The organism is Desulfobacca acetoxidans DSM 11109 (genome assembly GCF_000195295.1).
In the GTDB taxonomy this organism is placed as follows: domain Bacteria; phylum Desulfobacterota; class Desulfobaccia; order Desulfobaccales; family Desulfobaccaceae; genus Desulfobacca; species Desulfobacca acetoxidans.
Genome location: NC_015388.1, coordinates 2,141,161 through 2,153,564, shown reverse-complemented (window position 1 = coordinate 2,153,564; position 12,404 = coordinate 2,141,161). Strand labels below are relative to the sequence as shown.

General features: G+C 48.0%; 13 protein-coding genes and 2 pseudogenes. 9 read left to right on the top strand and 6 right to left on the bottom strand.

Going from position 1 to position 12,404, the window contains the following annotated elements; all coding sequences use genetic code 11:
* Positions 1–8: 8 nt before the first annotated feature.
* The 4 genes from DESAC_RS09610 to DESAC_RS16800 all read left to right on the top strand — a co-directional run bounded on the left by DESAC_RS09610 (position 9) and on the right by DESAC_RS16800 (position 3,516).
* Positions 9–1,505 carry a Swt1 family HEPN domain-containing protein gene (locus DESAC_RS09610; protein ID WP_013706871.1) on the top strand — a complete coding sequence of 499 codons (1,497 nt, stop codon included), beginning with the start codon at positions 9–11 and terminating at the stop codon, positions 1,503–1,505.
* 141 nt (positions 1,506–1,646) lie between these two features.
* Positions 1,647–2,777, top strand: coding sequence for an IS4 family transposase (locus tag DESAC_RS09605; RefSeq protein WP_041283913.1), 1,131 nt, complete (start codon positions 1,647–1,649; stop codon positions 2,775–2,777).
* Positions 2,778–2,809: 32 nt separating this feature from the next.
* Positions 2,810–3,268, top strand: coding sequence for a topoisomerase DNA-binding C4 zinc finger domain-containing protein (locus DESAC_RS16805; RefSeq protein ID WP_013706870.1), 459 nt, complete (start codon positions 2,810–2,812; stop codon positions 3,266–3,268).
* A gap of 119 nt (positions 3,269–3,387) precedes the next feature.
* Entirely contained in the window at positions 3,388–3,516 is a 129-nt protein-coding gene (locus DESAC_RS16800; RefSeq protein WP_013706869.1) for a hypothetical protein, read from the top strand.
* Positions 3,517–3,604: 88 nt separating this feature from the next.
* On the opposite strand, the gene DESAC_RS09600 is transcribed toward DESAC_RS16800, so the two are convergent.
* The 3 genes and pseudogenes from DESAC_RS09600 to DESAC_RS09590 all read right to left on the bottom strand — a co-directional run bounded on the left by DESAC_RS09600 (position 3,605) and on the right by DESAC_RS09590 (position 4,853).
* The gene (locus DESAC_RS09600) at positions 3,605–4,351 is read right to left on the bottom strand and encodes an SAM-dependent methyltransferase (RefSeq protein WP_013706868.1); all 747 of its coding nucleotides are present in this window, start codon (positions 4,349–4,351) and stop codon (positions 3,605–3,607) included.
* 44 nt (positions 4,352–4,395) lie between these two features.
* Positions 4,396–4,566 (bottom strand): annotated as a pseudogene (locus tag DESAC_RS09595) (HepT-like ribonuclease domain-containing protein); the annotation flags it as partial.
* Positions 4,563–4,853, bottom strand: coding sequence for a nucleotidyltransferase family protein (locus tag DESAC_RS09590; RefSeq protein ID WP_013706866.1), 291 nt, complete (start codon positions 4,851–4,853; stop codon positions 4,563–4,565). The gene DESAC_RS09590 and the pseudogene DESAC_RS09595, both read right to left, overlap by 4 nt.
* A 94-nt stretch (positions 4,854–4,947) precedes the next feature.
* Between DESAC_RS09590 and DESAC_RS09580 the strand changes: the two are divergent.
* A pseudogene (locus DESAC_RS09580) lies at positions 4,948–5,585 on the top strand (ISL3 family transposase); the annotation flags it as partial.
* A 712-nt stretch (positions 5,586–6,297) separates the two neighbouring features.
* Positions 6,298–7,875 (top strand): glutamate synthase-related protein, encoded by a 1,578-nt coding sequence (locus DESAC_RS09575; protein ID WP_013706865.1) that lies wholly within the window; start codon positions 6,298–6,300, stop codon positions 7,873–7,875.
* Positions 7,876–8,112: 237 nt separating this feature from the next.
* On the opposite strand, the gene groL is transcribed toward DESAC_RS09575, so the two are convergent.
* Together groL and groES are read right to left on the bottom strand one after the other, a co-directional pair.
* Positions 8,113–9,753: a chaperonin GroEL gene (gene groL, locus DESAC_RS09570; RefSeq protein WP_013706864.1), complete on the bottom strand. Its 1,641-nt coding sequence runs from the start codon at positions 9,751–9,753 to the stop codon at positions 8,113–8,115.
* A gap of 192 nt (positions 9,754–9,945) precedes the next feature.
* Positions 9,946–10,236 (bottom strand): co-chaperone GroES, encoded by a 291-nt coding sequence (gene groES, locus DESAC_RS09565; RefSeq protein ID WP_013706863.1) that lies wholly within the window; start codon positions 10,234–10,236, stop codon positions 9,946–9,948.
* A gap of 253 nt (positions 10,237–10,489) precedes the next feature.
* Between groES and DESAC_RS09560 the strand changes: the two genes are divergently transcribed.
* From DESAC_RS09560 to DESAC_RS09555, 3 genes are read left to right on the top strand one after another with little or no spacing between them, the layout of a single operon-like run.
* The gene (locus DESAC_RS09560) at positions 10,490–10,774 is read left to right on the top strand and encodes a type II toxin-antitoxin system HicA family toxin (protein ID WP_041283911.1); all 285 of its coding nucleotides are present in this window, start codon (positions 10,490–10,492) and stop codon (positions 10,772–10,774) included.
* Between the two features lie 19 nt (positions 10,775–10,793).
* Positions 10,794–11,360 (top strand): type II toxin-antitoxin system HicB family antitoxin, encoded by a 567-nt coding sequence (locus DESAC_RS15810; protein ID WP_083800262.1) that lies wholly within the window; start codon positions 10,794–10,796, stop codon positions 11,358–11,360.
* Positions 11,296–11,553: a hypothetical protein gene (locus DESAC_RS09555; protein WP_013706862.1), complete on the top strand. Its 258-nt coding sequence runs from the start codon at positions 11,296–11,298 to the stop codon at positions 11,551–11,553. The genes DESAC_RS15810 and DESAC_RS09555 overlap by 65 nt, the downstream gene beginning before the upstream one ends.
* A gap of 323 nt (positions 11,554–11,876) precedes the next feature.
* Here the strand turns inward: DESAC_RS09555 and DESAC_RS09550 are convergent, their stop codons facing one another.
* Positions 11,877–12,404 carry a spore maturation protein gene (locus DESAC_RS09550; RefSeq protein WP_013706861.1) on the bottom strand — a complete coding sequence of 176 codons (528 nt, stop codon included), beginning with the start codon at positions 12,402–12,404 and terminating at the stop codon, positions 11,877–11,879.

Genomic DNA, 12,404 nt, shown 5'->3' with positions numbered 1-12,404 from the left:
GAATAAAAATGTCATCTTATTTTGAAAATCCTTTTTCTGATTACGGTGGAATAGTTAGCGGTAATCGATTTATCGGACGTCGAGAAAGCTTGGAAGCCATAGAAAATAGAGTTATTCGTCCCTTTGAATCTGGTAATCTTGCAATAATAGGAGATTATCGCATAGGGAAGAGTAGTCTGGTTTATAAAGCGACTATGGAACGTCGAATTGATCTCCAGGCTAAAAACATGCTTCCAATTTGGATCAATTTAGCAACTTATGATAGAGCTGCAATATTTTTTCGTTCCCTCGTTACTAGTTGCTATGATGAAATGGATGACTTGGGATTGGTCACTGATACAATCAAAGTTGCTGCTAACCGTGCTTTAGAGGATGAATTATCCTGGGGTGAAGGCTATAGAAGAATTCAAAGATATTTTGAAAAGGTTCGTCAATATGGTTATCGCATTATATTTATATTAGACGAATTTGACCATGCCAGGCTCTTATTTAAAGGAGATATTTCCGGTTTTCAGGGATTACGGGAACTTTCTTATCGACCAGAATGGCGTGTAACCTTTATTACTACCTCAAGACGCTCACTTCGGGAAATTGAATTACAAACTAAGGCTATTTCAACTCTTGATGGGATTTTTCATAAACATTATTTGGGCATGTTTAATCAAGAAGATTTGCAACAGTATTTTAAGTGTTTTTCAAATGTCGGAATAAATATGACAACCGATCAGCAAGAGGATCTGAATATCATATGCGGTGGACATCCTTATCTGTTAGAAATGATAGGGTATGAACTTGTCGAAGCACTTAGAGAAAATCAAGGAATAGATATAGATAAAGCTGCTCTTCGCGTTAGAGGATCTTTCCTCGATCACTATGATCATATGATCAATATCTTAAAAGAAGATGGTACCCTTGATAAAATGCTTCAAATTCTCTTTGGGCCTGTTTTTGATGTCAAGCAAACTGATGCGGAGGAATTACTTCGTTATTCTTTAATATTAGTCTCTGACCAAGGAGAATATGTCGCATTTTCAAAACACTTTCAAGACTATTTAAAGATGATAGAACGTCAGAGCGATCTTTGGTCATTATGGAGGGAAACAGAAATTACTCTCCGAAATTTTATTACCAATACCATGATTAAAAAATATGGAGATAACTGGGTTGAAAAATTATTAAAGGCACGGCCACATCTGAAAAACATATTCGAACAATGCCAGGTAGCCCAAAAAAAAGAAGAAAAAACTTTTGGTAGCAGGGCATCAAATTCTTTGCTAGATTTTTCTTATCCAAAAGATTTATTTGCCATTATTTTTGCTGAATGGGATGTCTTTAAATCGATAATGGGAAAGGATACAAAGTATTGGAATCCTCACAGCAACTTGCTGGCAAAGATCAGGACACCATTAGCTCACAATAGAGATGCAGCACTGTATGAACATGAACGCGATCTTGCTGGAGGATATTGCAAAGAATTATTAAAAAAAATCACTGCTGTCCGGTAGATGATACGTAAAAAAGTCAAATAATATTTAATAAAAAAGTCCCCATAACCGCCATTTTTGTTATAACGTTTTACCTAAAAACCAAATAACATAGGAGAGTTAAGGGGGCTATGGCACATCTTAACACAATCTTTGGGGCAAATGCTACAACTAGTACCGAGACATGTTTTCGACCATATCGTTGATACCCATTCCTGGGCAGGCCCGAAGCCCAGAACATTTTCATATTGGTCACAGTTTGGCGCCATGCTATACGCCCAATTCAGTAGTCGCAAGAGTCTCCGGGATTTGGTGTTTAGTCTCGATCAACACGTCAAGAAACTTTATCACTTGGGCCAGTCCGAGGTGAAACGCTCTACCCTGGCAGAGGCTAATGAACAATGTCCGGCCATTATTTTTGAAGAGGTTTATCACAAATTATTGCACCGCTTCTATAGCGAGATGACCCGTAACAATAAACGGCAGTCCAAGATAAAAATCCTTGATTCGACCACCATTGATCTCTGTGCCAGCGTTTTCCCCTGGACTTACTTTCGAGCCCGCAAGGCTGGCATTAAGTTGCATACGGTGATAACGGATATGCTGCCGAAATGCGTCATCCTGACCGAAGCCAAGATTCACGACATGCAAATTGCCAAAACGCTGCAATTCGATCCAGGTGATTTATTAATTTTTGACCGTGGTTACATCGATTATGCCTGGCTGCATCGCCTCCACCAGAAAGGCGTCTGGTTTGTGACCCGACTGAAATCCAATGCCTGCTTCGAGGTCATCGAAACGTTGAAAAATCCCGCTCCTGACAGGGTTCTAACTGACGAGATCATCCGTTTGAACTCCGAGCATGGTCTTCATAGCTATCAAGGCACCCTGCGCCGGGTGCACTACCGAGACCCTGAAACTGGCAAAGAATATGTCTTTTTAACCAATCGCTTTGACCTGTCTGCCCTCGCCATCGCAGATCTTTACCGACAACGTTGGCAGATAGAGCTTTTTTTCAAGTGGGTCAAACAGAATCTGAAAATCAAAACCTTTTATGGCACTTCCCGAAATGCCGTCTTAATCCAAATCTGGACTGCTTTAATAGCCTATTTGCTGCTCATCTGGTTAAAAATAAAAACCACCATAAATATCGGCATCTTAGAATCGTCTCGACTCATTCAAGCCACATTGATGGAACGACGTTCACTTTGGGAAACCATTTGTCCAAAAAAACGTCCGCCTACCTCCATAAATAACCAGATGGACTTACTCAATTATTGTGCCGGACACTAATGATTGAAAATAAATAAATTCAGGATTTCTTTATGGTTGAACCCAAGTGCCCAAAGTGCAACTCCCCGATGGTATTAAGAACTGCCAGGAGAGGAATTCATGCGGGGAATAAATTTTATGGTTGCTCAAGATACCCAAGCTGTAAAGGAACCATGCCGTTTGAGCATGATGGTTCTGATTCCGTAACCGAGACAGCAAAGCCAATTCATTCCCGCCAACTGGATTTACCCCGAACACTAATTGCACGCAGTAAATTTAAGGGTTATCAGGTTCGTTTCCTTGAATCCGTAGCGGTCCCATCACTAGTTTTAGAAAAAATGATTGATGACTCAATCGGAAAAGAATTTAAGTTAGGATTCTCCCAATTGCGAATTGATTATCCATCTCAGATCGATCAAGGGATATTTTTAACGGAACGAGAACGACAATTACTCTCTGTGACCGAAAAAATATTAACAAGGGGGAGAGTAACTCTTTGTTCGCCTTTTTAGAAAAATCATTTGAAAAGCCTGTTAAGAAAAATACAATATAATTAATTATATTATAGAGTTATGCATGGAAAGCTGGTATAATTGAGATGGTCGATCTTAATAAATACCAGGAGCTTTCCATGCAAGAAAAAGATATCAAGCGGATCGTGGTTAAGCAACTCAAGACCAAATTTCCTTACTGGCGAGGCCTGACTGCACCCGTCCAGCGTACCAGCGTCGGGTTGATTGCACGGATAACTAGACCATAAGAAATGAATTTAGGCGCAATCACATCTCGGCGAGCCACCAGCTGTGGCGCGGCACAGCCGTTGAGGATCCGCCGGGTGCGTCAACGCCTCACCGCGGCATCAGCGCGAACACACCCCAACCCAGGTATTCACGCGTATAAGCGGCGTAGCGCTCGGGTTCCGAGGTCAGTTTGGTTCGAACATCTTTGGCGAACTCGTCGTCGGGATTGGCTTCAAGCCATCGGCGCATGGTGAGCCATTTGGCCGCCTCGTATCTATCCCAGCCGTCTTGGTCAGCCAGAACCATTTCAACGACGTCGTAGCCAAGGTGGCCGAAAGACGCAAGAAGTTCCGGAAGCATGAGAAAGTCGGAGATTGAGTTGGCAAGACACCCCTTGGCAACATCTTCCGTCGGCGGTAACTGCCGCCAGTAGGGCTCGCCGATGAGGATGATCCCTCCGGTGCGCAAGCTCTGCGCCAGAAGCTCGATAGTGCCGACGACTCCCCCACCGATCCACGTGGCACCGAGACAGGCTGCCACTCCGACCTTTTCGTCGGCGACGTAGCCGACAGCGTCGCCGTGGATGAACTCGACTCGATCGGCGACCCCGAGTTCTTCAGCGCGGAGTTTCGCTTGCTCGGTGAACAACTGGCTCATGTCGATGCCGGTGCCGATGACGCCGTGATCGCGTGCCCAGGTGCATAGCATCTCCCCCGAACCGCTGCCGAGGTCGAGCACACGAGTCCCCGATTCCAGGCGCAGCGCCGCGCCGAGAGTGGCGAGCTTTTCGGGTGTGATCGGGTTGTGGATGCGGTGAGCACTTTCAGTGATGTTGAATATTCGTGGAATGTCCACTGTAGAAAATTTCCTTACGGGTGTAAATAGATTCGGTCAGGGCCTAACACCTTTGTGGCGGCCTCGCCGATGATGATGAGGCTCATGATGACGGCCTGCTGGGTGCGCTTGTCAGCCAGGAAGTTGTCCTTGCCCAAGCCTTCCACGAAGCCACAGGCTTCGGTCGCGGCCTGCTGTATGTGATCGAGGTAATCGGGCAGACGGTTTTCGCTCATACCGGCTGCGCCTCCGCGAGCACCTTGGCCCGGAACTTCGGCGGCAGGTCGCTAGACGTCAGCAAATCAACGTCAACGCCGAGCAGCAATTTCAGTTCTTCTTCCAAATCGCCCAAGTTCAACCACGTGGCACCAGGCAGCGCGTCAACCAACAGGTCGAGGTCGCTGCCGTCCCGGTCGGTGCCATGCAGCACCGAACTGAAGACGCGCGGGTTCGCCGTGCGGAAGCGGCTTACCGCTTCGCGCACCGCGCTTCGCTTCATGTCGAGCACAACGGACGGTCGCATGGGCATCCTTTCTTATCGAAACCCGTTGAGATGATATGCAATCAAGAATAGAACTTCAAGAACTATTTTCGAGAATCGCAATGCCTTGACAGTCATCAAAGATATTCGGAAACGAAACCTGATGAGACGTTTTGCTTCCCCCGGTTCCATAAACTTAAGCAGATCGCCATCGATGAAATCAGCATTGGCAAAGGCCATCGCTACCTGACCATCGTACTTGACTTGAAAAGTGGTGCCGTCGTCTATGTCGGGGAGGGCAAAGGTGCCGAAGTCCTGAAACGGTTCTGGAAAATCCTCAAGCGGCAAAAGGTGCATATTGAAGCCGTGGCCACCGACCTGTCCCCGGCCTATATCAGTGCCGTCCCTAGTCACCTTCCTAAGGCGGTGTTGGAACTCAATCAACCCTTGGCACTGGCCTACTATATGAAAGAAGACCTGCGCCAGATTTGGATGCAATCCGATAGAACCACAGCCACCAAAATCTTACACGATTGGGTGCAAAGGGCCTTTGCCTCAGGTATCTCTACGCTCATCAAGTTCGCCAAGACTGTGGCCATGTATCGTTCAGGCATACGAGCCTATTATGACTATCCTATATCTACCGGCTGCCTTGAGGGCACCAACAATAAAATCAAAACGATGAAACGGCAGGCCTATGGTCTTCGAGACCTGGAATTTTTCAAACTCAAAATCTTGGCACTTCACAATGCGAAGTACGCTTTAGTCGGATGAACCGTATTTTAATCTTGTGACTCAAAACCGACATAATTCCACTAGTGCCGGAAATGGAATACTTCTTGCTCAAATAATCAGAAATTGCCTGTCTGGGCAGACTCTCAATTCAAGTGGAGCCGGAGAGGAACCAGGCCGTCAATTGAGAATTGTGATGCCCGACCAAGATGGCGCTTCATCGCGGGATACACGTTATTCCTCAAAATATCATCGGTATACGGAAGCAATGCTGTTGCGAGGCGAACTTAAGGATCTGACGGCCACCCGGGGCTTCAAAGATTCTCAGTTCCTGTTCTTAAGGTCAAGTCCACCTCACTGCCGGAAACGACAATTCCCCTGAAGCAGATGCAAATCAGAAGAACAACAATGGGGGTTGGTAGCGGTTGTAGAGTTACAATTATGTCGAATAAAAATAGCTTTAATTACAATATTGTATAACTAAGTCGATCAAGACAATATAATCAGTAATATCAACGAAATATATGATCTTAAAGAAATGCCGGTCTGACATATTCTGAACCAACGATAGCTGCTTAAAATTGCCAGCCTGTGGGGGGTGATCTCAACAAGATAATAAGCTAATCATATCTATATGTTATAAATATATCAACCATATCTTAGGAAGACCCATAGATCCAATAATCAACATATTTGTAAATACACTCGGTTTTGACCGAGATACGATCTTAAACTATCATCAGGAGGAAATAGCATGACTTTTAGCAATCCGAATCGCAGCCCGGCAACGCTGACCAAGACTCGGGTGAAGCCCGCGCCGATTTCCGGCATCTGTGTCACCTGTTTGGATAGCTGCCCCGGACCGTGTGAAATCGGCCGCTCTGCCATTCGCGGTCGGGAAATGCTCTACCCCCAACCGTTCGGCAACGTCACCGCCGGGGCCGATAAAGACTATCCGGTGGATCTTTCTCATTTCAATGTACAAGGCACCTGTGTTGGCGCCGTGGGTATTGAGGCGAATTCAGATAAGGCTACTTTTCCGGCGGTGGATGTAAGCGCTGAAATCGGCGTCAACGCCAAGGTACAACTAGATTTCCCCTGTTTTACCGGTGCCTTGGGATCTACCGAGATTGCTCGCGTACATTGGGAAGCCATGGCCATCGGCGCCGCCATCAGCGGCATTATCATTGTCTGCGGCGAGAACGTCTGCGGCATGGACCCTCAGGCGGAGATTAAAAACGGTCGCGTGGTACACTCGCCGGAGATGGCGCGGCGGGTAAAGATCTTCAAAGATTGGTACCAGGGCAAGGGCGATATCATCGTTCAGGCCAATGTCGAGGACGGCCGTCTGGGCGTCCCCGAGTACGTGATTGAAAAGCTCGGAGTAGAGTTCTTCGAACTGAAGTGGGGCCAGGGTGCCAAGAATATCGGCGGCGAAGTCAAACTGCATACCCTGGAGCGCGCCAAGCTGCTCCGGGACCGCGGCTATATCGTGCTTCCCGATCCCCAAAACTCGGCTACCGAAGAACGGTGGATAGCCAAGGGCATCAAGGAATTCGAACGCCATTCCCGGTTGGGCATGGTCGATGAAGATGAATTCTATAAAACCGTGGAGCATCTGCGCCGGGTAGGCGCTAAACGGATTTCCCTCAAAACCGGCGCTTATCGTCCCGCTGACCTGGCCCGGGCGGTTAAATTCGCCTCCCAGGCCAAGATCGATCTGTTAACGGTAGACGGCGCCGGCGGGGGCACCGGCATGAGCCCCTGGCGCATGATGAACGAATGGGGCGTTCCCACGGTCTACATCGAATGTCTGCTCTATGAATATCTCAAATACCTGGACGGTAAGGGTGAATTTGTGCCGGACTGCGCCATCGCCGGCGGTCTCTCCCTTGAAGACCATATCTTCAAGGGCCTGGCCCTGGGCGCCCCCTACGTCAAACTGGTCTGCATGGGCCGTTCGATCATGACCGCCTCTATGGTGGGCACTAATGAAGGGCGTAAGCTGGAGGCCATGTGCCAACGGGAAGAACGTGATTGCAAGGAGGCCTATGTAGAGCATTTTGCCGAGGCCGCCACCCTGCGCCGCCGGTTTCCTTTAGGGGAACACGGCATCATCCCGCCTGGCGCCATCGGCATGTACAGCTATATCAGCCGACTGACCCAGGGTCTGCAGCAGTTCATGGCCGGGGCGCGGAAATTCGCCCTGAAACATATCACCCGCGACGACCTGTTTGCCCTGACCGAAGAAGCCGCCAAAATCTCCGGCATTCCCTACGTCATGGATGCTGATGCCGATGAAGTCGAAAAGATTTTAGGGTACCGGCGCTAGTTCAGATTATTTACAAACTTGTAGACTTTTAACCGGGGGCAGGAGACGCCAGCTTTCTTGCCCTTTCCCTTTTCCTGAGAAATCCTTTCCCTTCCTCACAATGTTCAGACTGAAGGTTACCCGGCCATGGGGACCGATATACCCTTCCGATTATCATGATAAAAGCCGGAACAGGTCTTCAACCCGCTCCGGCTCTCTATTAATTAACACTCAATACAACTCGGGCAGTTGGGCGGTTTAGTACATGCCGCCCATACCGCCCATGCCGCCGCCCGGAGGCATCGGCATCGGTTCTTCCTTCTTGGGTTTCTCGGCGATCATGGCCTCGGTGGTGAGCAGCAGCGAGGAAACGGAGGCTGCGTTCTGCAGGGCGAAGCGGGCCACCTTGGTCGGGTCGATGACGCCCGCTACCATCAGATCCTCATATACCCCGGTTTCAGCATTAAAGCCCATGGCGCCGCTTTCCTTCTTCACATGTTCGGCCACCACGGAGCCTTCGCCACCGGCATTGTTGGCAATCTGCCGCACCGGTTCTTCCAGGGCCCGTTTGATAATGTTGACGCCCAACTGCTCGTCATGGTTCTCCAGCTTAAGGCTTTCCAAGGCCGGCAGGGTGCGGATGAAAGCGACGCCGCCGCCAGGGACGATGCCTTCTTCCACCGCGGCCCGGGTGGCGTTCAAGGCGTCTTCCACGCGGGCTTTCTTCTCTTTCATCTCTACTTCGGTAGCCGCGCCGACGCGGATGACGGCTACGCCGCCGACGATCTTGGCCAACCGCTCCTGGAGCTTTTCCCGGTCATAGTCAGAAGTGGTCTCATCGATCTGGGCCCGGATCTGCTTGACCCGCGCTTCGATCTTTTCCCGGGAACCGGCGCCGTCGATGATGGTGGTATTATCCCGGTCGATGTTGATCTTCTTGGCGCTGCCCAGGTCTTTGAGTGAAATGTTTTCCAGTTTAACGCCCAGGTCTTCGGAAATCACCTGGCCGCCGGTGAGGATGGCGATATCTTCTAACATGGCCTTGCGGCGGTCGCCGAAGCCAGGGGCCTTGACCGCGGCCACCTGCAGGGTGCCGCGCAATTTATTCACTACCAGGGTGGCCAGGGCTTCGCCTTCCACATCCTCGGCAATGATCAACAGGGGCTTGCCCATTTTGGCGATCTGCTCCAGGATGGGCAGCAGGTCTTTCATAGCGCTGATTTTCTTCTCGTGAATCAGCAGCAACGGTTCTTCCAGGCTTACCTCCATCTTGTCAGGGTTGGTGACAAAATAGGGAGAAATATAGCCCCGGTCGAACTGCATACCTTCCACCACCTCCAGGCTGGTCTCCATGCCCTTGGCTTCTTCCACGGTGATGACGCCCTCTTTACCCACTTTGCTCATGGCGTCGGCAATAATGTTGCCGATGGTGGCATCGTTGTTGGCGCTAATAGTGCCTACCTGGGCGATCTCTTTCTGGTCTTTGGTAGGTTTGGAGATCTTCTTCAGCTCCCCGACGACAGTTGCTACGGCCTTGTCCACACCGCGCTTGAGGGCCATAGGGTTGACGCCGGCTGCTACCAGCTTGGAACCTTCCTGGTAGATTGCCTGGGCCAAAAGAGTAGCCGTGGTGGTACCGTCACCGGCCACGTCCGAGGTCTTGGAGGCCACTTCCCGGACCATCTGGGCGCCCATGTTCTCGAACTTGTCTTCAATCTCGATCTCTTTGGCTACGGTGACGCCGTCTTTGGTAATGGAGGGGGCACCGAAGGATTTTTCGATAATGACGTTACGACCCTTAGGACCCAGGGTTACCTTAACTGCGTCGGCCAGGGTGTTGACGCCGCGCAGCATGGCTTCCCTTGCCTTGATATCGTATTTGATTTCCTTTGCTGACATATTAAACCACTCCTCTCAAAAGGAAAAATTTTTATAAGGTTCACATGTTTTCAAGAACACAACGAAATTTGAAAGAATGATTGGTGGCATAGGCCTCCTGGCCTGTGCATCAGCGTGCCGGCTGCTCACACTAATGCTTTTTCTGCTCACCGCCCACTGCCCACTGTTTTTATAAAAGGCGAGTCTAGAGAGTTAATCTTCGAGTATGGCCAGAATATCATCTTCCCGCATCATCAGGTGCTCTTCGCCTTCGACCTTGATCTCGGTACCGGCGTATTTGCCAAACAGGACGCGGTCGCCGGGTTTTACGGTCAGGGGAACACGTTCGCCGTTATCGGCAATCTTACCGGAACCTACCGCTATGATCCGGCCCTCAATGGGTTTCTCTTTGGCGGTGTCGGGGATATAGATGCCGCCTTTGGTCACTTGCAACTCTTCGGTCCGCTTCACCAGAACGCGATCGTTCAAGGGGATAACCTTCATGCTACAACCTCCTGGTATATTATTGATAATTCTTATATGAGGGACACATTAATTAGCACTCACAGGCATTGAGTGCTAACAACGTTAATTTAAGCTGATTTATTCGGATGTCAAGAGGGAAGGAAGGAAATTTTTCCGGGAGTGAAAAAAAAGGCGCCGCCCAGCATCCACGGGAGGCCAAAGCTCTCCGCACCCGTAGATGCAAAAATATATTTGACATGAAAGAAAAAGTGATGATATCATTTACGCTATTATGAATTGGGCAAAACTTGACAAACTTCGAAGTTGGGTTAAAGAATTAAGGGAAAAAGGGGGAGTTAATAGTTCCGAACTTGAGTCTTTAGCCAGTGCTCTTGGGAGGGTTCCAAGTGACCGGGGAAAGCATCAGACATGGATTAACAAGAGGTTTCCCGATCTTCGTCCAATTAGCATACCACGCCATGGTTCAAAGGATCTAAATAAAATTACAAAAAATAGTATTCTTGACCAATTGGAATTCGATCTTGAAAAAATAGAAGAAGAAATTGTCGAAGAATAGCTCGGGAGGTATATCCATTATGAAAAAGATAATGAAAGAGCCAGAGGATTATTTGAAAAAACCATATTCCCGCATTCTAATTCCTGATGAAGAAAGTGGAACATATACTGCATTAATATTGGAGTTTCCAGGTTGTATTGCTCAAGGGGATACACCATCAGAGGCTTATGAACATTTAGAAGATTCTGCAAATGATTGGATAAAGACAGCGATTAATCTTCAACAGGAAATTCCTTCTCCATCACAATCCATGTCATTTGGGGGAAGAATTCTTCTTAGATTACCTAAAAGCCTGCATAGACAATTATCAATAACTGCCCATAGAGAAGGTGTTAGTTTAAACCAATTTATAGTCTATTCTCTTGCAGAAAAAATTGGCTCTTTTAGCCTATATGAAAAAGTTACTAAAAAACTTGATCAAAGAATATGTATGTTAGCTATGAATATAGCTGCTAATACCGTGGAAAAATATCTAAATATAGATCCAGAAAAAATTGGTTGGAAAGAGGAGGTTCGTTCCAATGCCGGAGACCAAACAGATTGCTTTTTCCTACAAGGAAGTGGCCGAAGCACTCATACGATATAATGACATTCATGAAGGATTATGGGGAATCTATATTGAATTTGGTTTAGGTGCAGCAAATGTGGGACCTGAGCCGGGAGGGGATGTTTTTCCAACAGCCATCGTCCCGGTCAAAAAAATTGGACTTCAAAAGTTTGAAGAGCCGAGTAATTTAGCTGTAGATGCTGCCAAAGTTAATCCAATTAAAGAAAAATAATATTTTTCTTAAGAGCAGAGCGATATTGCCCCCCCTAACTAAAACACTCTACTGAATCTTTTGCCTAAATTGAGCGATCTCTGGAATGATCTCATTGTAGCCGCAGGCTGTAGCCTGCGCTTGCCCCAACCTCATGGGTCCCCGCCATTGAGCGCAACTAATTGTTTCGGCTATAAATCGCTCAATTTAGGTTTCGATCATTAAAATTTATGATTTCTTCTCTACAAATTTTGCCACGTTCAAAACCCATCGTTTCCATGGCAAAAATGCCAAATATTATCAGGTTATTGAAAACTTTTGAACACCGAAACCGCTCAGGGGAATTAAAACAGCAGCATCACCACGGTGACTGCCACCGCAATCCCTACCAAGTCCGCCGTCAGGCATACCGGCACCAGGTACCTTGACTTGCGGATGCCAACCGAGCCTAAATAGACGGCAATAACGTAAAAAGTGGTCTCGGCGCTCCCCATAATCACCGCCGAAATAATGCTGGCTAGAGAGTCGGGGCCGGTAGTTTTCAGAATTTCAGTGAAGATGCCCAGGGTAGCGGCGTTGGACATCGGTTTAACCAGGGCGATGGAAAAGATTTCAGGGGGGAGATGCAGTGGCGCTGCTACTGCAGCAAAAACTTTTTTGAAAAAATCATGCGCCCCCGAGGCCTGCAAGGTCTTGACCATGATGAAGATGGCCAGGACATAGGGAAAAATCCCAACGATAATATTAATGCCATCTTTAGCGCCCGAAACAAAAGACTCGTAAACCGGCGTCTTCCTGGCGAAGCCGTAGGCAACGGTGAAAAAAATAAACAACGGGATAATATACTGAAAGGAAACTTGTAGCTTTTCCAT